Raw genomic sequence first — 21,439 nt, 5'->3', positions numbered from 1 at the left:
TGTGTTACCCTTGGTTGGAGGCCGTCGAGACGTAGCGCACCTCGGGGTCGAGGCGCGGCTGGTCGTTCGGCCGGATCGAGGGGCGGAACCGGATGAGGCGCTGGTCGGGACCCGGGAGCGAGCCCTTGACGAGCGCGTAGTGCCCGTCGACCTCGCCGTAGTTGACGAAGCCGCCGTCGACGGAGGCGTCGTCGCCCTCGCCGAAGTCGATCAGGCGCTTGTTGAGTTCCGTCCGCTGGTGGTAGCCGGTCTGGCCCTGCTGGGGAACCGTCGAGCGAACGCGGCTCGGGTTCCACGGGCCGAGGTTACCGATGCGGCGCCGCCATCCCTGGCGGGCGTGCTTGCCCTTCCGCTTCTGGACGCCCCACCGCTTGACGGGACCCTGCGTCCCCTTCCCCTTGGTGATGCCCGAGGCGTCGAGGTACTCGCCCGCTCGGAAGACGTCGGCGAACTCGTGTTCGCCGCCGTCCTCGACCAGGTCGAGCGCGAAGTCGACGCGCTCCTGGAGCGAGCCACCGCCGACTCGGGTCTCCATCACGTCCGGTTCCTTCTTGGGGACGTTCTGCAGCGACGCCGGGGTCGTGTGCGTGATGACCCGGAGGTCGTCGATCGCACCGTCCTCGACGAGCGTGCGCAGTTCGTCAGCGTCGCCCTCGAAATCGTTCTCCGCCGGCAGGTCGAGCGCGCGGTCGAGTTCGTCGTGGAACTCGGACGCCCAAACCTCGGTTGCCGGCTTCGCTCCGTACGCCGTGTCCTCGTAGGCTCGCACTGCGACAGCGTGCATCGGGGGGGTCTCGACGACGGTGACCGGGACGGACTCTTCCATCCCGTTCCGCGGCGAGTCCTCCTCGTCGTTGACCATCACGACGTGGGTCATGCCGGCCTTGTAGCCAGCGAAGCCCTGCAGTGCAGGGGACCCCTCGTCGTCCGGCCACGAGCGGATACGCGGCACTTCCGACGCCGCACGCGTTCGCGGGCCGAAGCCCAGCGAGCCTTTTCGTGGTCTGCTTGGTTGTGGCATGTTCGTTTTCCTCCGCGCTCAGTCCCTGAGCGCGAGCGGGGCGAGTGTGGCGAACACCGCTTCTTCGGTGCGCACCACCTCGCTGCCCTGATTCGGAACCGTATTCAGCCAGAGGTCGAACCCGGGAGAGTCGGGTTCGACGGGGAGATCATCCGGGGATACCCCCATGATCTCCGGAAGCCCGCGACCCGGCGAACCGAAGACAACGGTGGCGCCGTCTCGGTAGCGCGGGGCGATCTCGGACAGCCGCGTTCGGGTGAGCTCCTCACCGTGGCGCGACGTGCCGATCCGAACGCCCGCGTTCTCGCGGGCGAGGGCTTCCTGGATGTCCCCGCAGGCCTCGACGCGGAACCCCGGAGGGTCCTCGTCGACGAGGCGAGCGCGGACGGGTTCTCTCGAAGAGACCCTGACTGTGACGCGCTCCCCCTCCTCGACCGCCATCGACGGCGGCACGAGCAGGGAGATCGGGTGTTGCAGTCCGCAATTGACCCGGACGCGGTCGTCAGGTCCGACCTCGGTCACGATTCCTTCTCTCGACTCCCAGGTTTCACCCTGGGAGCCGGTCCGTGGCGACACACGCATGGGGGGGAGGACGCCTGCATAGCGCAGTTCGTCGCGTTGGTCCCAGACCGCCTGTCTGAGGTACGGCGGTGTAGCCGCGTAGGCCAACACCGTGCGAACGAACTCCCCACCCCAGCGGCCCTCGGCTTCCCTGTCGGGGAAAACGAGGATTCGCTCGACCCGGTAGATCGCGGCCGCGCGAGCCACGTACCCGAGCTTTCGGGTCGCCTCGCGTTTGTCTTCGGCCTCCCGGACGAGCGACGACGGGACGACCAGTGTTGTGCCGTCCGTCATATGCCTCGCCACTGGACTGTACCGGGAGTACCGAACCACACCGTAAAAGGGTAGCGACTCGCCGATGGCCTGTGAGGCCGTCACACATACGCAGGAGCCTCCTACTCCCGTTCCCGCTCCTCGGATCCGTCGACGCCGAGGTGTGGTCCCTGTCAACGACACCCCGACGCCGGCGGTCGATTGGCTGCGTTTCGCAAGTCTTAATAACTAATCGCTGTTTTGTGGGAATGCGAAGGAACGCGCTGGTAGTGTAGTGGTATCACGTGACCTTGCCATGGTCACAACCTGGGTTCAAATCCCAGCCAGCGCACTTCTCTCGACGCTACTTCCAGAGCGCTGCGCTCGCTGTCCGCGAGCCGGCGTCGATGTCTCCCCACCGGGCGGGCCAGCCGTCAACGCAAGCGGGCGGTTTTTGTTAGTTCGGTCACCGTTCGCACCCATGGTCGACTCCCGGCCCGTTCGTGTCGTCGTCTCGTTGCTCGTCGCCCTGTTGATCGCGGTGCCGATCGCATCCGCGGCGGCGCCGCCGGACCCGATCGTTCAGCTGCCGGTAGTCGTGTTGTTGGTCGGGCTCGCGTACCCCATCGCTACACGCCTTCAGGACTGGGTCTGAGTACCGCCGCCCACACTGCTTAGTGCGCCCACCGCCAACACGCGTCCGTGAACCCCAGCCACCTCGATCACGTCAACCTCCGCATCCCCACCGAGGGCGTCGACGACGCCGTCGCGTTCTACCGGGACACGCTCGGCTTCGAGTTGGAGGACCTCGACGCCTACCGCGCGGGCGAGCGTCCGATCTTCTCGATCCGGCTCTCGGAGACCAGCCTGATCCACGTCAGCCCGAGCGAGGAGTTCGACCCGCCCGGAGAGCGGAACTTCGACCACGTCGCCATCGTCGTCGACGACCCCATCGACGCCATCGAGCGCGACCTCCGCGAGGCCGGCGTCGAAATCGAGCGTGAGGCTCGCGACCTGAAGGGGGCCACCGGTACGGCGCCCGCGGTGTACGCCCGCGACCCGTTCGGCTACCGCGTCGAGATCAAGACCAGCCACTGACCGCCAGCGCTCTCCATCCGACTGAACACCGTCCGAGTCACCCTTACCCCTCTTTCGCGGCTGAAACCACGCCGACCGGCGGAGATGCTGCTCCCGATGTGTTCGACTTCGGAGCCACGTCAGCCGTTCGGCCGGCGTCGCTCCGGAGGGTACCTGCGGAGAACGCGGGAACCGCTATTCGGTGTCGACCGGCGTCCAGTCCACGTCTTCGGCGTCCTGTTCGCCGTCCGGCCCTGCGGTTTCGACCTCTTCCCACTCGACGTGCCCACCGTCGGCGCGGGCTGGCGTCGTCCCCGCCGCGTTCGGGTCCGCGTCGGACTCGGCTTCGAGTTCCGTCACCGCCGCATCGAGTTCCTCGTACAGCTGTGCCACCTTCTCGCTCAGGGCCGATACGTCGTCGGTCAACGAATCGACCCGTGCCCGGCGAGACGACATAGCTCAGTACCGAAGGACGTACATAAATGGTTTGGCCCCGCCGGCGTCGTCGCCCGCCTCGGGCCGTTAGCGCCGCTCGCCCGTTCCTACCCCCTCGTCCTCCGTGGCGGGGTCCTCATCGGCGCCGCCGACCGACTCGTCGACACCGTGTTCGAGCGTCGCAGCCGTCTCGATCCGGACCACGCCGTCGAGCGCACAGAGGTCGTCGATGGCCGTCTCGGGAACCGTGACCAGCCAGCAGTCGAACGGCAGTTCCCGCTCGACCCCGCCGCCGGCCTCCTCGGCAGTCTCCGTTAGCGCCGACGGGTCGCCGTCGTCCAGTTCGACGACGAGGGCGACCGACTCCGCCTGTGGCTCCCGGCGCATCCGCCGTACCGGGTGAGAGAGATACACGTCGACAGGTGGGGTCGCCACCGAGCAAAAGCGTTCGGACCGGCCGGAACGTTCAAGCCCGAATACGCCGGAGTCGTGGTGTGTTCGACAGTAGCACGGTGCGGGGTGGCCGATCGTGACTGTCTCCATCGCCGCGCGCGACCCGAGCACGGACCAGTACGGCGTCGCAGTCGCTTCGGCGTTCCCGGCGGTGGGGGCCGTCTGTCCGTGGGTAAGCGAGAAGGGCGCCGTCGCCACCCAGTCGTGGGACGCGGGGGCCGACTACGGCGACCCGTTGGTCTCCCTGCTCGACCGTGGGCTCTCGCTCCCTGCGGCGGCGAAGGCGCTGATCGCCGAGCGCTCCGGATCGGCGGGCCTCCAACTCCACGGTATCGACGCCGAGGGGAACACGTACGTCCATACCGGCGAGAAGTGTATCGAGCACGCCGGCCACGCCGTCGGCGAGCACTACACGGTCGCCGGTGACCTCCTCGCCGGCCCCGACGTGATCGATGCGACCGCCGACGCCTTCGAGTGTGCGACCGGTCGGTTCACCGACCGACTGCTGACCGCGCTGGAAGCGAGCGAGGCTGCCGGGGGCGACACGCGTGGTGATACGCTTAGTGCGGCCCTACTGGTCCACGCCGAGCCCTCGAAGCTCTACCACAACCTCCGTGTCGACACGCCCGGGTCCCCCGTCTCCGACCTCAGGGAGGCCTACGAGGGGGCAGTTGAGACCGAACGGAGCATGGACGACGACGAGATGGAGCGGTTCTGGGGCGACTCGGTACCGGACTCGATCCGTGAGTACACCCTCCGGTACTGAACCGGCCGTTACAGGATCAGCGACTCCCGCAGCGCTTCCGAGCCCTGTTCTCCGTGGATCCGGCGCTGGCGCTCGCTCCCGCTCTCCCGGCCGAGTAGCCCCGCGAGCGCGTCGTCGCCGATCCGGTCGCAGGTGCGCTCGATAGCCTCCGCGAGGTCGATCGTCGACTCCCCGTCACGGTCGACGAACGTCGCCTCGTGGCCGTGGCGGGTCGCGCGCCACTTGTTCTCGTCGAGGAGTTCACGCCGCAGGCCGTCGCCGTCGAGCGGGCCGCGTTCGCCGTCCTCGTAGCGCTCGCCGAGGTCGACGACCATCGCGTGAACGCCCTCGACGAACGCCTGGACGACGGCGGGATCGACCTGTGCGTCGGGGGTCCGGACCTCAACGGTGCCGTGGCCGGTGTGGGGGCGCACGTCGTACCAGAGTTCCCCGCGGTCTTCAACCGAGCCCTGCTCGACCATCCGGCGCTCGAAGCGCTCGAAGGCCTCGTAGTCCGCGAACCGGGTGGGCATCCCCGTGTTCGGCAGGTTCTCGAACACCTTCGCTCGCGCCGACGCGAGGCCCGTGTCGAAGCCGTTCCAGAAGGGCGAGTTGGCCGACAGCGCAAGCAGCGGCGGCATCTCCCACCTGAGTTCGTTGGCGATCCAGACCGCCTTGTCCGGGTCGTCGACGCCGACGTGGACGTGCATCCCCGCGGTCGTGTTGCGGTGCTGTGGGTACTGGATGCGTTCGAGCTGTGAGCGGTAGCGCGGCTTGTCTGCGTGGTCCAGTTCGCGCCAGCGAGCCTCGGGGTGCAGCCCCGCGGCGGCGATCCGGAAGCCGTGGTCCTCGGCGTGCTCGACCAGCGCCTCCCGCACCGCGAGCAGGTGGCGTTCGGTCTCGGCCACGTTTTCGATCAGCGGCGTCTGGGTCTCGATGGTGAACTGGAACAGTTCGTGATCCAGCTTCCCCGCGAGTGGCTCGGGCGGCTCGGCCTCGCCGTACACCAGTTCGTCGATGCCCGACACCGGCAGTCCGTCCCCGTCGACGACGTAGAACTCCTCCTCGACCCCGAGGGTCCCCATCCGGTCGAAGCTGTCCCGGGAGCCCAGTTCCTCCATTTGTGCGTTACTGTGACCGCCCGCCTAAATAGGGTGCCGGCTCCGGAACGGTGGACGTGACAGGGGACGGATGCGACTACCGCTTGCGCGCGACGATCCCGAGGTGGTCGTCGTGGTACGGCTCCAGCCGCCGGGTTTCGAGGACCTCGTACCGCCCCGAGAGCGTCTCGCGCACGTCCTCGAACACCGCGTCGGGGTCGGCGACGACGTTCTCGCTGCGGGCCTTGATCGCCGCCAGCAGGAGCCCGTCCTCGCCGAGGAACTGTGCGTTGCGGTTCGCCACGTCGGCCTGCCCGCGCGTCGCCACGTCCTGAACGATGCAGTCGAGGTCCGCCTCCACGACGCCGGCGTACTCCCGCGGCTTCCGGGCGTCGGCCAGCAGCGGGAACAGGTTCGGTCGGACCTCGGCCACGTCCACCAGGTCACGCACGGGCCGCGGGGCGAACTCCACGGCGTAGGTCGGCCCCGAGAAGTCCGCCACGTGGCTCACGGTCGTCCCCGAAGCCGCACCGAGGTAGAGCACCGACTCCCCGCCGTCGAGCCGGGTGTCCATCCCCAGTTCGAGCATCGCGCCCAGCTTCGAGCGCCCGGCGTCCCACACGCGCCGGCCGTCGGCGGTCGGTTCGCCGTATACGGGCTCACCCTCGGTCGTCAGGCGCTCCTCGCCGGCGACGGCGCGCCGGTCGACGCCGTCGGGAAGCTCACTCATCGTCGTCCTCCTCGGTTTGGTCTTCCTCGGCACGCGCCCGGATCGTCTCCATCCGGTCGCGGAGGTCATCGTGGACGCTCTCGCGGAAATCGCCCGAGTAGTGGTCGATCCGGGCGGCTATCGAGAGCTTCCCGGCGAGTGCGCGAGCCGCCGAACCGCGGTCGTCCGGTCGCGTGCCGCTGACGAACTCGTGGGTGAAGATGACGCCGTGTTTGGGCGAGGGGGCGTGCCCTCGCAGGTGGGCGAACAGCGCGTCCTCGGCGCCGAGCACCTGCACGGTCCCGGAGGGCATCTTCGCCAACGACTCCAGCCCGCCGGCCAGCGAGACGAGGCGCGCGGCCAACACGGGTCCGGCCATCTCGGCGAGGTTCGGCGCCACCGCCGGCGCACGGCGCTCGATGAACGTCCGGAGGTCGTCGCGCTCCTCGCGCAGGTCGACGACACGCCGGGCCAACGAGACCGCCCGCTCCTCGGTCGCGTCGGCGGGCTCGCGCTCGGCGACGACGGCGGCGAAGTCAAGCCCGGTCGCGCCCGTCTCCACGTCGAGCAGCGCGCCGGCCCACTCCTCCAGCCGCTCGGCGAGTTCGTTGGCGGTGCGCTCGGTGTCGTCCATCGCCCGCAGCGCGTGGACCAACTGTTTGTCGTCCGCGCGCTCGGCCGCACGGGCGGCCTCGCGGGCGGCGGCGACGGTCGCGTCGTGAAGTCGGTCGTAGTACTCGTCCTCGTCGGCGGCGAAGCCGCTCTCAACGGCCAGCGCGGGCCAGTCCCGCGGTTCGTCGGCCTCGCCGTCGGCGATCGCGGCCGCGGCGGCCTCGGGGTCCCCGGGGTCGACGCCGGCGAACCACGCGTCGTCGGTTTCGGTCATTACCGTCCTTTCCCCCCGTAGTCGTTTAGGCGTTCCCGAACGGCTCGGCGGCGTCGCCGCCCCACAGGCCGGCTAGAACACGTCCACGTCGCCGGCCACGAGGTCATCGGTGAGGTCACCGATCCGGCCGAACTGCTCCGCGACGACCGCCCGGACCGCCCCCTCGTCGTCGACCGTCGTCTCGATGTCGACCGCCTGTGGCTCGCTCACCGGGCTGCCGATACGCGAGAGCAACTGGACGCTCGTGTGACTCGCGTCGAGGTCCGCCGCTGCCCCCTCGGCGATGCGGAGCGCGAGGAGGTTGTAGAGCTTCCCGACGTGAGTCACGGGGTTCTTCCCCGCCGTGGCCTCCAGGCTCATCGGTCGTCCCGGCGTGATGAGGCCGTTCGCCCGGTTCCCCCGACCCACGGCGCCGTCGTCGCCGGCCTCCGCCGAGAGCCCAGTCGTCGTCAAGTAGATCGACCCTCTCTCGTAGTCGTCGGCCGCGTTGACCCGAACCGAGAGCGGGCGGTCGAGGTGTGCTTCTCCGTGCTCGTGGGCGAGCGCTCGCACGCGATCAAGCACTAACCGGTAGTCGGCCACGTCGGCGACGTACCGGTCCACGACCGCGGCGGCGACCGTGAGGTGGATCCCGTCGCTCCGGCGGAGCGCCATCAGCTTCACGTCCTTGCCGACGGCGTCGATCTCGGCGTGGAGCCGCGGTTCGAGCGTCCGGACGAAGCGCTCGGTGGCCGACCCCGGGCTGTGACCGACGCCGAAGCTGGTGTCGTTCGCCAGCGGGACCGATCCCCGGTCGAACAGCGAGGCGAGGTCGGCGGAGGTGCGCCCGATCCGGGTCTCGATCCGCAGGTGGTCGGCATCGAGTTCGGGCACCGTCCCCAGCAGGTAGTCGCGGGCGGCCTCGCGAGCCAGTTCCGCGATCGGGAGTTCCCGACCGTCGACGGTCGTCGTCGCCCTGCCGCCGACGAGGACGTAGATCGGTTCGACGACTCGCCCGCCACCGAAAGTCGGTTCGGCCCGGCCGGCACCGAGGTGGACCTTGTCGGTGTTGTGGTGGAGAACGCGGCCGAACTCGGCCCGGTAGAACCGCGAGAGGCGCCGCGAGACCGCCTCGGCGACCCCGTCACAGAGCGAGTCGGGGTGGCCGATCCCCTTGCGTTCGACGAACTCCGTCCGCCGGCGGGCGGCCGGGTCGCCGTCGACGGTCGTCACGGCGAGCACGTCGGTCATGTGTCGCCCTGCGCGGGCGGCGGCAAAAGTCCGCGGACCGGTCGGGAAGCTGACTGTTCCGGGTGGGGATTGATGAGTCGTGGGGCGTATCACCCGGCTATGACGACGTTTGGAGACGGACCGGGTGGGCGCCGATGAGCGTCCCACTCACGAGCCGCCCGGTCTCACACGTCTACGACGCCGCCTACACCGGCGTCCCGAACTGGGACATCGGCCGACCGCAGGCGGCGTTCCTCGCGCTCGCGGAGTCGGGCCGCATCCGCGGGCCGGTGCTCGACGTGGGCTGTGGCACCGGGGAACTCGCGCTCTTCCTCGCCCGGCGGGGCCACGAGGTGTTGGGGATCGACCTCTCACGGCGGGCGATCGAACAGGCCCGCGCGAAGGCCCGCGGGCGCCGCATCGACGCCGACTTCGCCGTCTGGGACGCCCTCGACCTCGGCGGCCTCGCCCGCGCGGGCTTCTCGTTCCCGACCGTCGTCGACTCGGCGATGTTCCACGTCCTCGGCGACGCCGAGCGCGACCGGTTCGTCGACGGACTCGCCCAGATCGTTCCCCCGGGCGGCCACTACTACGTCCTCGGCGACGCTCGGCGCGTCGACGGCGACGTGTACGGGATCTCGCCCGAGGAGCTACGCCGGCGGTTCACGGGGCGGGAGTGGGAGATCGAGTTCTCGATCCCGACGGCGTTCGAACGGCGCTGGAGCCAGAACCCCGCGTACCTCGTCGGCGTCCGCCGGCGGTAGCGATCAGCGACACTGACCACGCCGGGCGGGTGCCGTTCAGCGCCCCATCGTGTGGAACTCCGCGTTCGGCCGCATGTCCGCGAACATCGCCATCCGGTTGCTGAGGTTGAAAAACGCCGTCACGGCCGCGATGTCCCACATCGCCTCGGCGCTGTAGCCCACCTCGGCCAGCCGTTCGAGATCGGCCTCGGCCACGCGGTCCGGGTGTTCGGTCAGCTTCACGGCCACGTCGAGCATCGCCATGCGCTTCTCGCTCACGTCGGCCTGCCGGTAGTTCGCCACCAACTGGTCGGCCAGTTCGGGGTTCCCCGAGTAGATCCGGAGCAGCGCGCCGTGGGCGACGTTGCAGTAGTAGCAGTGGTTCCGGCCGGAGACGGCGACGACGAGCATCTCCACCTCCTCGCGGTCGAGTGCGGTGTCGTCGACGAGCGCGTCGTGGTACTCGAAGAAGGCACGGAAGTGACTCGGCTTGTAGGCGAACGCGGAGAAGACGTTGGGCGTGAAGCCGGCCTGCTCGGTCTCCTCGGCGATACGGCTCCGCAGGTCCTCCGGCAGGTCCTCGAAGTCGGGCACCGAAAAGCGGGTCATCGCGTCGTCGTCCAGTTCGGGATCGGCCATCGCCGACCGTTGGACCGGCGCCCACTTCAAGCCGCCCGGCGCGGGAAACCGTTAAGCCAGCTTACCGCTTCCGGACCACATGAACCCCATCACGGCCCTCGACGCGCTCCCGCCACTCGCCGCGCTGGTGGTCGTGGTCGTCGCCAGCCTTCTGGCTGCGGTCATCGTCGAGCGCGTCGTGATCCGGTCGCTCCGCCGGTTCGGCCGATCGACGGAGAACGCCTTCGACGACATCCTGATCGACGAGCTTCGGCTTCCGCTCGTGACGACGGCGGCGCTGGCCGGCGTGTTCCTGCTCACCGGGGACGGCGGCGTGCTCGACGCCCTCGCCGTCGACGCCGCCACCCGGGACGCGCTGTTGAGTCGCCCGGCGCTGACGCTCCTGGTGCTGGTCTGGGCATGGGCGCTGAACGCCATCGTCAACCGCGCGGTCGACTCGGTGAAGGACGCCGGCCCGCGCTTCGACTTCGCGCCGGTGTTCTCGAACGTATGGACCCTCGTGGTCCTCATCGGCGCCGCCGGGGCGGTCCTCTCGATCTGGCGCATCAACGTGACGCCGCTGCTCGCCGGTGCGGGGATCGTCGGCATCACCATCGGCTTCGCCGCCAAGGACACCGTCGCCAACTTCTTCGGAGGGATCGCGCTCTACTTCGACGACACGTACAAGATCGGCGACTTCGTCGCCCTCGATTCCGGCGAGCGCGGCACCGTCGTCAAGGTCGGCGTGCGCTCGACCACGCTCCAGACCCGTGACGAGGTGCTGGTCACGGTCCCCAACGCGGTGCTCAATGCCGCGAAGATCATCAACGAGTCCGCACCCGGCGCCCGCAAGCGTATCCGCGTCCCGATCGGCGTCGCCTACGGCACCGACCTCGACACCTTCGAGGAGGCCATCGTCGACGTGGCCGAGTCCGAGTCGCTGGTGCTCGACTCGCCCAAGCCCCGGATGCGCTTTCGCTCCTTCGGCGACTCGGCGCTCGAGTACGAACTGCTCTGCTGGGTCCGGAGCCCGGTCCGCGGGTCGAAGGCGACCCACCGTCTCAACCGCGGGATCTACGCCCGGCTGAACGAACTCGACATCGAGATCCCGTTCCGGAAGGTGGACGTGAGCCTCGTCAACGGCCCCATGGACGCCGCGACCGACCCGACGGAGCGGGCCTCGCTGGGCGACGACTAGGCCAGCCGTTTTGTCGCTACAGGACACAGTGGGCGACCGTGGCGCTCGACCCCGCCTCCCGCGACCGGATCGCCGACCGGTGGGCCGAGCGACTGGGCTGTTCGCCCGAAGCGTTCCACGGATCGGGAGTAACGGCCGCCCGGAGCACCAGCCCACGGACCGTTCGACTCCTCCGTCACGCCGACGCGATGGTCGTCGCCACCCCCCAGGACGCCGACGGGGCCGCCGTCGCGTCGGTTCACGGCCTGTTCGTCCTCGCGTACGTCGACGCCGCCGCGTTCTCGCCGGTCCCGTCGGACGCCCGGCTACTCGCCGCGGACGACGAGGCCGCGTTCGCCGCGTTCCGTGCACGCGTTCCCGACGCCGACTGGCGCCGGGCGTCGCCGACGTTCCGCCCCGGGCGCACGGCGGGGTTGTTCCGTGACGGCGACCTGGTCGCAACGGCGACGCTCGGCGAACCGCCGTTCCCCGACGTGGGTGTCGTCGTCGCGCCCGAGCGCCGCGGGCGAGGGCACGGGCGCGCGGTCGTCTCACGAGTCACCGCCGCGGCGTTCGAGGCCGACCCGGGAGCGGTCGTTCGCTACCGAACGCCCGCGTCGGCGTCGCTGGCGCTCGCTGAGTCGCTGGGCTACGAGCGATGGGCGGCGAGTGCGGTGCTCGTCCTCGATCAGACCGGGACGCCCTGAACCGCCAACACGGCGGCGACACCGACCGCGAACACGCCGAGTGCGAACAGCGCGTAGTTCGCGAGGGTGTTGTCCGCCCGGGTGAGGTAGAGGCTGAACTCCCGGCGCCACGGCCAGAACAGGTTCACCCCGGCCGGCGTGAGTACGTCGCCGAGCAGGTGGGCACCGACCGCGACGAACCCGACGAAGAAGCCGAACGTCGAGAGTCGGACGCGGTCGAGTGTCCCGAGGCCGTCGGCGAGGAGCGCGCCCGCCCCGGCGAAGACGCCGCCGACCAGCGCGGCGAACAGCAGCGAGTGAGTCACCCCGCGGTGGGAGATGCCGGGGATCCGATGGTCGACGTCGGGCAGCATCGCCAGCCAGAGCATCGCTCCGCCGGTGACCAGCGCCGCGAGTGGCTCGCCCGCGGCGACGAACAGGTAGCCGATGGGGGCGAAGACCAGCAGCGAGACGCCGAGGTGGCCGGTCCGGTACACGCCCCTGTCTGCACGCGCCATCCTCCTAAAGCGTCCGGCCGACGTGTCAGCCGTCCTCGCCGTTTCCCGTGGGTTCGGCGCCGTACTCGACGGTCTCCCCGTCGGCGAACGTCACGCTCGCCACCTCCAGGCGTTCGCCGTCGACGTAGCGATAGACCCCGTCGCCCTCGTCCTCGGTCCGTCGGTGTGAGCCGTCACAGAACGGGTGCTCGTCGCTCAGCCCGCAGCGACAGACCGCGATGTCGCCCTTCTCGGGGTGGATGTCGTCCTCGTCGAGATACGCCGGCCCGTGTGCGTCGCGGGTGACCTCCCTGCTCATACCCGCCGGTGGTCGCCCGCGCCGATAGCTCTTGGGCGAATCCACGCCGGTAGCCGGCGACTTTTAGCCCCCGCCCCCGGTAGCCCACCCATGGCGAAGCCGGCGCAGCGTGCGGGAATGTTCCTCCTCGGGACGGCCGCCGTCATCGTGGTCTACGCGGTCCTCTACCAGCAGGGGATGGCCCGGATCGAGGGAGTGGAGATGCGCTTCATCGAGGCGCTCCACGTCGTCGTCGAGACGTTCACCACCGTCGGCTACGGCGAGCAGTCCGCCAGTTGGGACTCCACGGCGATGCTCGCGCTCTCGATACTGATGCAGTTCACCGGCGTCGCGCTCATCTTCCTCACGCTGCCGGCGTTCGTGCTCCCTCTGTTCGCCGAGGCGCTGGCCTCCGGTCCGGCACGCGAGTTCGACGGCGAGGGCCACATCGTGGTCTGTACGTTCTCGCCCACGGTGGACACGCTGGTCACCGAACTGGAGGCCCGCGGTCAGTCCTACGTCGTCGTCGAGTCCGACGACGAGACCGTCACGGAACTCGAAGCCGACGGGGTGGAGGTCGTCCTCGGGAACCCGGAGGACGTCGAGACGATGGAGGCCGTCTCCGTCACCGACGCCGACGCGGTGGTCGCGGCCGACGACGACGAGACCAACGCCAGCGTGATCCTCGCGGCTCAGCACGTCGCCCCCGAGACCCCGGTGCTCAGCCTCGTCGAGGACGGCTCGAACGCGGACTACCACCGCTACGCCGGCGCCGAGGAGGTCGTCCAGCCCCGGAGCGTGCTCGGGGAGTCGCTGGCGGGGAAAGCCTCGACGGCGGTCTCCTCGGAACTCAGCGGCGCGGTGGAGATCACCGAGGACCTCGAAGTCGCCGAACTCCTGGTCCAGCGTGGCTCGGACCTCGAAGGCCGAACCATCGGCGACTGCGGGACGGAGGACCTGCCGGGCACCAACATCGTCGGCGCCTGGTTCCGCGGGGAGTTCGTCTCGGCCCCTGACCCGAGCCGCCGGATCGACGACCACACCGTGTTGTTGGTCGTCGGCCCGGACGCGGGCGTGGAGGCGATGAAGCGACGCAGCCTCGACGCCAACCGGCCCCCACAGGACCACATCGTCGTCGCCGGGAACGGCGTCGTCGGCTCCTCGGTCGCGGAGGCGGTCACCGCCGCGGGCTTGTCGGTCACCCTCGTCGACCTCGACGACAGCCCGAGCGTCGACGTCGTCGGCGACGTGACTGATCCGATCACGCTGGAGGAGGCCGACCTCACCGAGGCGGACGCGCTCGTCCTCGCGCTGGGGGAGGACACCACCGCGCTGTTCGCCGCGCTCGTGGCCCGTCGGGTCGCCCCCGAGACGGGGATCATCGCCCGCGCGAACGACGCCGACTCGGCGCCGAAGCTCTACCGCGCGGACGCGGACTACGTCCTCTCGCTCCCGACCGTGAGCGGCCGGATGCTCGCCTCGAAGCTGTTGGCCGAGGAGGTCATCACCCCGGAGACGCAGGTCGAACTCGTCCGCCGGGAGGCGCCGGCGCTCGTCGGGCGGACGCTCGGCCAGTCGGACGTTCGCGCCAGAACCGGCTGTACCGTGCTGGCGGTCGAGCGCGACGGCGAAACGCTCACCGGCGTCGACGCCGACTTCCGCATCCAACACGGCGACACGCTGGTCGTCGCCGGCGACGACGACGCCGTCGACGCCTTCGCGGAACTGGTCTCCTAGCGCCCCGACTCACCACGGCCGTTCCGGGCTCAACACCACGACCCAGAGGCCGAACAGCACCGCCCCGACGAACTCCGGAACCGCGATACCGCCGCCGTCGAGCCAGACGAGCCACGCCGGCCACGCGAGGACCGCGAGCGGGCCCGACAGCAGCGCCAGTTTCCCTGTCGTCAGCCGGAACCGGGCCACGCCGTCGACGACCGCAGTGAACGCCGCGAGCAGGAAGAACGTCGCCGCCGACGGGACGTGCAGCGGCGTGCCCGCGGGCGCCAGGCCGACGCCGGCCATCGCCACCATCGCGACGAGGAACGTTGCCGCTCGGAGGTAGCCCAAGGGGTCGGCGGCGACGCGCCACAGCGCCCACGCGTAGGGAAGCCCGAGGAGTCCGCCGAGCACCAACGACCCGTTGAACAGCCACGCCGTCGCCGGCGCCACCCCGAGGTCCGAGAGGGCGTTCGACTGCCAGCCGAAGTCAGGCGAGAGTGCGGTCGCCAGCAGGATACCGCCGAGCGTGACGACGACCGCGGCCGGGCCGGCGAGGCGGGCAACGCGGCGCCGTCCAGCACCGGTCTCGCGGTCAGGAGGGAGAGACACGCCCGGACCGTGGCACGCCCGTCAGTTAGCCCTTCGGGCGGGCGGAGTGGGTGGATTGATGTACGACCCGGGGCTGTATCGGGCCGTGCGAGGGTTCGTTCGATGACGCTGTTCGCCTACGGTGAGCGGCTGGCGCCGGTTCGGCTCGGCCGGTACGCCGACGCCGCGACCGCGCTCGCGTGGCTCCTCGGCGCCGCTGCGACGGTGGTCACCCCCGCGGGGCTCGCTCTCGCGGGCGTCCTGCTCGGCCTCGTCGCCACCTCGGTCTCCCGAGCGGTCGCCAGCGCGGCGAGTTTCGGCATCGTCGTCGCGGCGGCGGTGACACTCGGCGCGTTCCTGGGGCTGCTGCCGTCGACCATCGCCGTCGTGCCGTCGACGCTCGGGGTCACTCCCGAACTGCTGGTGGTGTTGGCGGTGTTCGTCCCGCCGGTCGTCGCCGCCCCGGTTCGGGCGCTCGGCTGAACATGGCTGCGGATGCGGGCACCCGCTGTCGCTACTGTGGCCGGCGGTTCCCCACGGAGCGCCTCCTGGCGCTGCACCACGGCAGTAGCCACACCCACGAGGTGACTGACGACGAGTGGGAGGCCGTCGTCGCGGCCCGCGAGGCCGAGGCCGACGAACTTCGGCGGGTGCGCATCCGGATGCTGCTCGCGCTGACGCTCTGTTACTTCGGCTTCCTGCTGCTGTACGCGACGCGGTGACTGACGGATCAGATCATTGTCCCGTCGGGCAGCGCTCCACAAAGTATTTTGACCGCACCGGGTGAGTACCGTCCAACGATGGAGCGTAACACGGTCGAACGGGTGACCGAGTGGGACTCGGAGCCGTTCAGTGACGGGTACGCGGGACTGCGCGACCTCGCTGACCGGGAGTTCACCGGCGCGGTCACCGACGGCACGGCGTGGCTGTTCATGCTCAACGGCCGGGTGCTTGGGTCCTTCGAGGGGGACCTCTCCCGGTTCGAGGACGCCGACGGCACCGCCTTCGCCGCGCCCGACCGGTCGCTCCCGCTGCTGTTCGCGATGCAGGAGACCGGCGGCGAGGAACGCGGCGAGTACTACACCGAGCAGACGCCGCTCTCGGAGGTCGACGGCACGCTCACCTCGGGGAACTTCACCGGCTACGTGGAGCTCTCGGAGAACGTCCTCTCGGGGGACTACTACCTCGTCTACTACGGCGGCCGGCGGATGGCCGTCGCCTTCGTCGGCAACCAGGAGCGCCGGCTCACCGGCGACGAGGCGTTCGAGCGCGCGGCCGACGAGGTCGGTATCTACCGCGTCACCACCGTCGGGCTGGACATCGAGGACATACCGGAGCCGGAGCCGACCCCCACCCCGACAGCGACCGATCCTGACCCGACCGCGACCGATTCAGAGCCACCCACGACCGACGACGAGCAGTCGCCGCAGGACACCGGCTCGGCCGCTGACGACCCCGACCCGGCCGCGGAGACGGCGGCCAGCGGTCGCTCGGCGCGCGCCGAAACCGAGTCCGACACCCAGCCCACCGACCGGCGTTCGGAACGGACGACTGAACCGGACACGCCGCCTGACCGCGCCGAGGCGGCGTCGACGGTCGACGAGCCAGCGGCGTCGACGGCCGACAGTTCTTCGGGTAGCTGGACGGACCGAGAGGTCAACACGGCGGCCGACCCCGAGCCGGAACCGGAACCGGAGCCGGAGCCGGCCTCCGCGGAGCCGGCCTCCGCGGAGCCGTCGACGGATCAGTTCGAGTCCGAGGCCGAGTGGCGCGGGACGACGACGATTCCCGCACTCGACCCCTCGGAGTCCGTGACGATGACCGCCGAGCCACCGGCCGAGGAGTCAGACGCCGCTCCGGCGGAGCCGACGACACAGCCGTCCCCGGCCGTCGAGGAACTCCGGGCGGAACGCGACCAACTCCAAGAGCGGGTCTCGGAACTGGAGGCCGAGACCGAACGCCTCGGTGGCGAGCGCGACCGACTGGCGCAGGAACGTGACGAGGCGACGTCCCGGGCCGACGACCTCGAAGCCGAGATCGACGAGCTACAGGAGACGATCGACCGCCTCGAAGCGCAACTTCGGACCGCCGAGGAGGAGCTATCGGCCGCCGAGGAGTACGTCCCGGAGGGTGATCACGAACTCTCCCCCGAGGCGGCGATGGAGGGGACGAGCCTGTTCGTCCGGTACGAGCGCAAGGGCGGTCCGACGCTCGAAGACGCCCAACGTGGGGACGCCGGCCGCGACGCCGTCACCGACAACCTCCGGCTGGAACACCACACCGAGTTCGAGGACGACGGCGCCGTCGTCGACGGCCGCCCCTTCGAGGAGTGGCTCCACGACACCATCGAGTACGGGTTCGTCGTGTGGCTGACCCAGTCGTTCATCCACGACATCCGCGAGACGCGGAACCAGACCGCGATGGGGACGCTGTTCGAAGCGATCCCGGCCATCGACCGCGTGGAGTTCCGCGGCACGGTCGACCTCGGCGAGGAGGCCGAGGAGGAGAGCGCCGCCTTCGACGTGGTGCTCCGGGACCGGATGGGCAGCCCCCTGCTGGTCACCGACCTCAACGACTCCCGGGAGCCGGCAACCGAACCCATGCTCGAGTCGCTGATTCGGAACGCGACGCCGGTCGCCGAAGCCACCGAGGAGCTATCGGCCGCGTTCTTCGTCACGAGCAGCTACTACGAACCGGGCGCACTGGAGACCGCCCAGGACGCCACCGGCGGCGGCTTCCTGAACCGTGGCCGCCAGAAGAGCTTCGTGAAACTATCGCGCAAGGAGGGCTATCACCTCTGTCTGATCGAAACCCGCGACGGGGAGTTCCACGTGAGCGTCCCGGAGCTGTAAGGCAGAAAAGCGCGAAGCGATATCCTCAGTTCTCGGCTTCCGGCGCCGACTCGATCCGCATGTCTCGAAGCTTCTCGACGGTGCTGTCGAGCTTCTCGTCGAGGTCCTCGACGAACTCGGCAGTGTGGTCGGTGGTGATCGCACCCTGGCTCGACGGCTCGATGAGGTTCTCCTCTTCGAGGACACGCAGCGAGTAGCGAACCTTGTGGTGCGGGTAGCCGGTCTCGTTCGACATCTTCACGATGCCGATCGGTTCGTTTTCGATGACCATTCGGAGGACCTGGAGGTGCCGCTCCAGCATGTCCACTTCCTTCTCCAGTCGATCTATCATGCTGTATGTTAACTACTCTTGCGAGGGGTTAAAACTTCCCCTCGACCGTCGGCCGCGCACGGATGGTGACGATACGCATGGGGGGTAGTTAACGGTTCGGTCGCCGGACGGCGCCGGGATCGGCGTCCGCCCCGCTCGCCGACGCCCCGATGAACGCATCGTAATCGGTTTAGCCGGGGCTACAGAACCGCCGCGTATGACCGTCACAATCGTCGGGGCTCAACTCGGCGACGAAGGCAAGGGCGCACTCGTCGACCGCTGGGGAGAGGCGGCCGACACCGTCGTGCGGTATCAGGGTGGAGACAACGCCGGCCACACCGTCGTCGAGGACGGCGACGAGTACAAACTCTCGCTGGTGCCCAGCGGCTGTGTCCGGGGCAAGACCGGCGTGCTCGGGAACGGCTGTGTCGTCAACCCCCGAACGCTGTTCGACGAGATCGAGACACTCCGCGAGCAGGGCCTCGACCCCGACGTGCGCGTCGCCAAGCGCGCCCACGTCATCATGCCGTACCACCGCGTGTTCGACAACATCGAGGAGGCCGACAAGGCGGACTCCGACATGAAGGTCGGCACCACCGGCCGCGGCATCGGCCCGACCTACGAGGACAAGGCCGGCCGTCGCGGCGTCCGGATCGGCGACCTGCTCGATACGGACGTGCTCCGCCAGCGACTCGAGTACACCGTCGCCCAGAAGCGCGCCATCGCCGAGAACGTGTTCGGCGTCGAGGTCGGCGCCGAGTTCGACGTGGACGAACTCGTCGCTGAGTTCGCCGACTACGGCCGCCGCCTCGAGGAGAACGGTATGCTCGTCGAGGCCGGCGACTTCCTCTACGAGCAGCACGAGGCCGGCGGGAACCTCCTGTTCGAGGGCGCGCAGGGAACCAGCATCGACATCGACCACGGGAACTACCCCAACGTCACCTCCTCGAACCCGACAGCCGGCGGCGCCGCCGTCGGCTCCGGCGTCGGTCCCGGCGTCGTGGGCTCCGGCGAGATCGTCGGCATCGTGAAGGCGTACCTCTCCCGCGTGGGCGAGGGGCCGCTCCCGACCGAGATGGACGAGGGCGAGGCCGCCCTCGCCGACGAGATCCGCGAGAAGGGCGGGGAGTTCGGCACCGTCACCGGCCGCCCGCGCCGGATCGGCTGGCTCGACGTGCCGATGCTCCGCCACGCGGCGCGCCGGTCGTCGTTCACCGGTCTGGCCGTGAACCACGTCGACGTGCTCGCGGGCCTCGAGGAACTGAAGGTCTGTCACAGCTACGACCTCGACGGCGAGACCCGCACCACGATGCCCGCGACGACCGAGGAGTGGGCGCGCTGTGAGCCGAACTTCCGGGAGTTCGAGACCTGGGCCGAGCAGGACTGGAGCGCCGTCGCCGCCGACGGCTACGACGCACTGCCCGCCGCCTGCCGTGACTACCTCGAGTACCTCGAAGGCGAACTCGGCGCCCCGGTGTACGCCGTCGGCGTCGGCCCCGACCGCGACCAGACCGTCGAGCGACAGACCCCCTGGTAAGGGACGCCGCTCCCGCTCGCGAACGCCCGGCCGGGCGAACCCGCACCCTTTTGCCCCGCCCGGCCTCATCGGTGGGTGATGAAGGAGTCGCTGATGGAGATCGTCTGCTGCCCGATGGACAAACACGACCTCGAACTCGACGTCGACGAGCGCGACGACGGTGAGATCATCTCGGGGACGCTGACTTGCACCGACTGTGGCGAGTCCTACCCCATCGAGGACGGGATCCCGAACCTCCTGCCGCCGGACATGCGCGACGACGACTGACGCCGCTCCCGGCTCCCGTTCTCCGGTCGGTCGATCACCGTCGGCGGCTCAGCGCAGTTCCTCGTACAGTTGCTCCGCGGCGCGCCGCACCGCCTCGTCGCTGTCCTCCGGCACGTCGTGGCCCAGTTCGGAGAGCTTGCTCGTGTCGAGTCGCATCTTCGGGACGTCGCCGGTCCAGCCGCGGTCGCCACCGGTGAACTCGTACTCCGGATCGAGCCCCATCGTGTCGGCGACGATGTCGGCGATGTCGATGACCGACGTCGTCGTCTTCGACCCGAGGTTGTAGAGGTTGTAGTCCCCCTCGGCGGTCTCGACGACGTCACGGATCGCGGCCGCACAGTCGGAGACGTGGAGGTAGGACTTCTCCTGACGCCCGTTGCCGAGGATCGTCAGCGTCTCGGGGTCGTCCTGCAGCTTCTGGATGAAGTCCGGGATCACGTTCCCGCGCTGGCGCGGGCCGACGATGTTGGCAAAGCGGAACACCCACGACTGGATGCCGTAGGAGTTCGCGAACGTCGACACCACGCCCTCGTCGGAGAGTTTGGAGGCGCCGTAGATGCTGATCGGCTCCAGCGGACCGTACTCCTCCGCGGTCGGCATCGGGGCCTCGCCGTACACCGTCGAGGAGGAGGTGAAGGCGAGCGCGTCACAGCCGACCTCGCGCATCCGCTCGACGACGTTGTAGGTCATCTCGGTGTTCTCCTCGAACACCCGCCGCTCCTCGGCGGGGTCGTCGACGCGCACGTCGGTGTGGGCCGCGAAGTGGAACACGACGTCGGTCTCCTCGTCGATGACGCGAGCCACGTCGTCGGGGTCGAGAACGTCGGCCTGCGCGAACTCGACGCTCTCCGGAATCGCCTCCCGGGAACCCTTCGAAAGGTCGTCGACGGCCAGCACGTCGTTCTCCTCGGCCAGCATCCCCGAGAGGTGCGAGCCGACCAGCCCCGCCCCGCCCGTCACGACTACGTTCTTGCCACGGAGGTCCATGTTCCCGGCTGTTCCGGTCGGGGGAAGTGCGTTCTGGTTACCCATCGCCCGTCGGCGGCGCCGGCGGCCGGGAAACCGAAAGCGCCACCCTTCCGCCCCGGTTTCGCCGGTGTATGCAAGACGAGCCGGAGTGCTGTGTGCTCCGCTTCGGACACCGGCCCGGGCGCGACGACCGCATGACGACCCACGTCGGCCTCACCGCCCGCGCGCTGGGCGCCGACCGCGTGATCCTGCCGGACAACGCCGGCCAGTCCGCGGAGACGGTGCGGGACATCACCGACCGCTTCGGCGGGCCCTTCGAGGTGGAACTCAACGGCGAGCAGCGCGCCACCATCCGGAACTGGGAGGGCACGGTCGTCCACCTCACCATGTACGGCGAGGAGGTCCAGACGGTCCAGGACGAGATCCGTGAGGTCCACGCCGAGGAGCCGATCCTGATCGTCGTCGGGGGCGAGAAGGTCCCCTTCGAGGTGTACGACCACGCCGACTGGAACGTCGGCGTCACCAACCAGCCCCACTCGGAGGTCGCCGGCCTCGCCGTCTTCCTCGACCGACTGTTCGACGGCGCGGAACTCGACCGCGAGTGGGAGGGCGGCGAACAGCGCGTGCTCCCGATGGAGACGGGTAAGCGCGTTGTTTCCCCCGAGGACATCGACGAGGACGGCACCGTCGACCCCGCCGCGATCGACGACGAGGGCTGAGTTCGCGG

The 21,439-nt window shown here is 69.7% G+C and carries 27 protein-coding genes and 1 tRNA gene; 14 read left to right on the top strand and 14 right to left on the bottom strand.

Annotated features, from left to right (window positions below; translation table 11 throughout):
• Positions 1–4: 4 nt before the first annotated feature.
• Positions 5–1,021, bottom strand: coding sequence for a 50S ribosomal protein L3 (locus tag NO998_RS09655; RefSeq protein WP_267646910.1), 1,017 nt, complete (start codon positions 1,019–1,021; stop codon positions 5–7).
• Between the two features lie 18 nt (positions 1,022–1,039).
• A complete protein-coding gene (locus NO998_RS09650) occupies positions 1,040–1,876 on the bottom strand; it encodes an RNA methyltransferase (RefSeq protein ID WP_267646909.1) in 837 nt (278 codons plus the stop codon).
• Between the two features lie 239 nt (positions 1,877–2,115).
• Here NO998_RS09650 and NO998_RS09645 point away from each other — a divergent pair.
• From NO998_RS09645 to NO998_RS09635, 3 genes are all read left to right on the top strand, one after another.
• A tRNA-Gly gene (locus NO998_RS09645) sits at positions 2,116–2,186 on the top strand.
• A 129-nt stretch (positions 2,187–2,315) separates the two neighbouring features.
• Positions 2,316–2,489 carry a hypothetical protein gene (locus NO998_RS09640; RefSeq protein WP_267646908.1) on the top strand — a complete coding sequence of 58 codons (174 nt, stop codon included), beginning with the start codon at positions 2,316–2,318 and terminating at the stop codon, positions 2,487–2,489.
• Between the two features lie 47 nt (positions 2,490–2,536).
• Positions 2,537–2,932: a VOC family protein gene (locus tag NO998_RS09635; RefSeq protein ID WP_267646907.1), complete on the top strand. Its 396-nt coding sequence runs from the start codon at positions 2,537–2,539 to the stop codon at positions 2,930–2,932.
• Between the two features lie 174 nt (positions 2,933–3,106).
• Here the strand turns inward: NO998_RS09635 and NO998_RS09630 are convergent, their stop codons facing one another.
• Both NO998_RS09630 and NO998_RS09625 read right to left on the bottom strand, forming a co-directional pair.
• The gene (locus NO998_RS09630) at positions 3,107–3,367 is read right to left on the bottom strand and encodes a hypothetical protein (RefSeq protein ID WP_267646906.1); all 261 of its coding nucleotides are present in this window, start codon (positions 3,365–3,367) and stop codon (positions 3,107–3,109) included.
• Positions 3,368–3,433: 66 nt separating this feature from the next.
• Positions 3,434–3,760, bottom strand: coding sequence for a hypothetical protein (locus tag NO998_RS09625; protein WP_267646905.1), 327 nt, complete (start codon positions 3,758–3,760; stop codon positions 3,434–3,436).
• 115 nt (positions 3,761–3,875) lie between these two features.
• Here NO998_RS09625 and NO998_RS09620 point away from each other — a divergent pair, with 115 nt between their 5' ends.
• Complete coding sequence (locus NO998_RS09620; RefSeq protein WP_267646904.1) at positions 3,876–4,565, top strand: DUF1028 domain-containing protein; 690 nt, start codon at positions 3,876–3,878, stop codon at positions 4,563–4,565.
• 8 nt (positions 4,566–4,573) lie between these two features.
• Here the strand turns inward: NO998_RS09620 and NO998_RS09615 are convergent, their stop codons facing one another.
• The 4 genes from NO998_RS09615 to NO998_RS09600 form a co-directional block, all read right to left on the bottom strand.
• Positions 4,574–5,665: a glutamate--cysteine ligase gene (locus NO998_RS09615; protein WP_267646903.1), complete on the bottom strand. Its 1,092-nt coding sequence runs from the start codon at positions 5,663–5,665 to the stop codon at positions 4,574–4,576.
• A gap of 76 nt (positions 5,666–5,741) precedes the next feature.
• Positions 5,742–6,374 (bottom strand): fibrillarin-like rRNA/tRNA 2'-O-methyltransferase, encoded by a 633-nt coding sequence (locus NO998_RS09610; RefSeq protein WP_267646902.1) that lies wholly within the window; start codon positions 6,372–6,374, stop codon positions 5,742–5,744.
• Positions 6,367–7,239, bottom strand: a complete 873-nt coding sequence (locus NO998_RS09605) for an NOP5/NOP56 family protein (RefSeq protein ID WP_267646901.1) — start codon at positions 7,237–7,239, stop codon at positions 6,367–6,369. Before NO998_RS09605 ends, NO998_RS09610 begins: the two co-directional genes overlap by 8 nt.
• Before the next feature lie 72 nt (positions 7,240–7,311).
• Positions 7,312–8,469 carry a methionine adenosyltransferase gene (locus tag NO998_RS09600; RefSeq protein WP_267646900.1) on the bottom strand — a complete coding sequence of 386 codons (1,158 nt, stop codon included), beginning with the start codon at positions 8,467–8,469 and terminating at the stop codon, positions 7,312–7,314.
• 134 nt (positions 8,470–8,603) lie between these two features.
• On the opposite strand from NO998_RS09600, the gene NO998_RS09595 reads away from it, so the two are divergent.
• Positions 8,604–9,212 (top strand): class I SAM-dependent methyltransferase, encoded by a 609-nt coding sequence (locus NO998_RS09595; RefSeq protein WP_267646899.1) that lies wholly within the window; start codon positions 8,604–8,606, stop codon positions 9,210–9,212.
• A gap of 36 nt (positions 9,213–9,248) precedes the next feature.
• Here the strand turns inward: NO998_RS09595 and NO998_RS09590 are convergent, their stop codons facing one another.
• Positions 9,249–9,830, bottom strand: a complete 582-nt coding sequence (locus NO998_RS09590) for a peroxidase-related enzyme (protein ID WP_345781120.1) — start codon at positions 9,828–9,830, stop codon at positions 9,249–9,251.
• A 79-nt stretch (positions 9,831–9,909) separates the two neighbouring features.
• Here NO998_RS09590 and NO998_RS09585 point away from each other — a divergent pair, with 79 nt between their 5' ends.
• A complete protein-coding gene (locus NO998_RS09585; RefSeq protein ID WP_267646897.1) occupies positions 9,910–11,007 on the top strand; it encodes a mechanosensitive ion channel family protein in 1,098 nt (365 codons plus the stop codon).
• Between the two features lie 38 nt (positions 11,008–11,045).
• Complete coding sequence (locus NO998_RS09580; protein WP_267646896.1) at positions 11,046–11,693, top strand: GNAT family N-acetyltransferase; 648 nt, start codon at positions 11,046–11,048, stop codon at positions 11,691–11,693.
• On the opposite strand, the gene NO998_RS09575 is transcribed toward NO998_RS09580, so the two are convergent.
• Positions 11,675–12,169: a metal-dependent hydrolase gene (locus NO998_RS09575; protein WP_267647203.1), complete on the bottom strand. Its 495-nt coding sequence runs from the start codon at positions 12,167–12,169 to the stop codon at positions 11,675–11,677. The two genes, NO998_RS09580 and NO998_RS09575, sit on opposite strands and share 19 nt — an antisense overlap.
• 46 nt (positions 12,170–12,215) lie before the next feature.
• Positions 12,216–12,488: a CDGSH iron-sulfur domain-containing protein gene (locus NO998_RS09570; protein ID WP_267646895.1), complete on the bottom strand. Its 273-nt coding sequence runs from the start codon at positions 12,486–12,488 to the stop codon at positions 12,216–12,218.
• Positions 12,489–12,578: 90 nt separating this feature from the next.
• Between NO998_RS09570 and NO998_RS09565 the strand changes: the two genes are divergently transcribed.
• Positions 12,579–14,204 (top strand): potassium channel family protein, encoded by a 1,626-nt coding sequence (locus tag NO998_RS09565; RefSeq protein WP_267646894.1) that lies wholly within the window; start codon positions 12,579–12,581, stop codon positions 14,202–14,204.
• Between the two features lie 9 nt (positions 14,205–14,213).
• Here NO998_RS09565 and NO998_RS09560 read toward each other — a convergent pair whose 3' ends face one another.
• Positions 14,214–14,798, bottom strand: coding sequence for a DUF998 domain-containing protein (locus tag NO998_RS09560; protein ID WP_267646893.1), 585 nt, complete (start codon positions 14,796–14,798; stop codon positions 14,214–14,216).
• Positions 14,799–14,900: 102 nt separating this feature from the next.
• Between NO998_RS09560 and NO998_RS09555 the strand changes: the two genes are divergently transcribed.
• The 3 genes from NO998_RS09555 (at position 14,901) to NO998_RS09545 (ending at position 17,629) form a co-directional block, all read left to right on the top strand.
• The gene (locus tag NO998_RS09555; RefSeq protein WP_267646892.1) at positions 14,901–15,260 is read left to right on the top strand and encodes a hypothetical protein; all 360 of its coding nucleotides are present in this window, start codon (positions 14,901–14,903) and stop codon (positions 15,258–15,260) included.
• Between the two features lie 2 nt (positions 15,261–15,262).
• On the top strand, positions 15,263–15,499 hold the full coding sequence (locus NO998_RS09550) for a DNA-binding protein (protein WP_267646891.1): 237 nt from the start codon (positions 15,263–15,265) through the stop codon (positions 15,497–15,499).
• A gap of 78 nt (positions 15,500–15,577) precedes the next feature.
• A complete protein-coding gene (locus NO998_RS09545) occupies positions 15,578–17,629 on the top strand; it encodes a DUF7527 domain-containing protein (RefSeq protein ID WP_267646890.1) in 2,052 nt (683 codons plus the stop codon).
• A 25-nt stretch (positions 17,630–17,654) separates the two neighbouring features.
• Here NO998_RS09545 and NO998_RS09540 read toward each other — a convergent pair whose 3' ends face one another.
• Positions 17,655–17,960, bottom strand: a complete 306-nt coding sequence (locus NO998_RS09540) for a hypothetical protein (protein WP_209491732.1) — start codon at positions 17,958–17,960, stop codon at positions 17,655–17,657.
• Positions 17,961–18,156: 196 nt separating this feature from the next.
• Between NO998_RS09540 and NO998_RS09535 the strand changes: the two genes are divergently transcribed.
• The gene (locus NO998_RS09535; RefSeq protein WP_267646889.1) at positions 18,157–19,476 is read left to right on the top strand and encodes an adenylosuccinate synthase; all 1,320 of its coding nucleotides are present in this window, start codon (positions 18,157–18,159) and stop codon (positions 19,474–19,476) included.
• Positions 19,477–19,554: 78 nt separating this feature from the next.
• Positions 19,555–19,743, top strand: coding sequence for a methytransferase partner Trm112 (locus NO998_RS09530; protein WP_267646888.1), 189 nt, complete (start codon positions 19,555–19,557; stop codon positions 19,741–19,743).
• Between the two features lie 48 nt (positions 19,744–19,791).
• Here NO998_RS09530 and NO998_RS09525 read toward each other — a convergent pair whose 3' ends face one another.
• Positions 19,792–20,730, bottom strand: coding sequence for an NAD-dependent epimerase/dehydratase family protein (locus tag NO998_RS09525; protein WP_267646886.1), 939 nt, complete (start codon positions 20,728–20,730; stop codon positions 19,792–19,794).
• 113 nt (positions 20,731–20,843) lie between these two features.
• Between NO998_RS09525 and NO998_RS09520 the strand changes: the two genes are divergently transcribed.
• Positions 20,844–21,431, top strand: coding sequence for a tRNA (cytidine(56)-2'-O)-methyltransferase (locus tag NO998_RS09520; protein ID WP_267646884.1), 588 nt, complete (start codon positions 20,844–20,846; stop codon positions 21,429–21,431).
• Positions 21,432–21,439 lie beyond the last annotated feature (8 nt).

The organism is Halolamina litorea (genome assembly GCF_026616205.1).
Taxonomy (GTDB): Archaea; Halobacteriota; Halobacteria; order Halobacteriales; family Haloferacaceae; genus Halolamina; species Halolamina litorea.
This window is presented reverse-complemented; position numbering and strand designations above follow the sequence as displayed.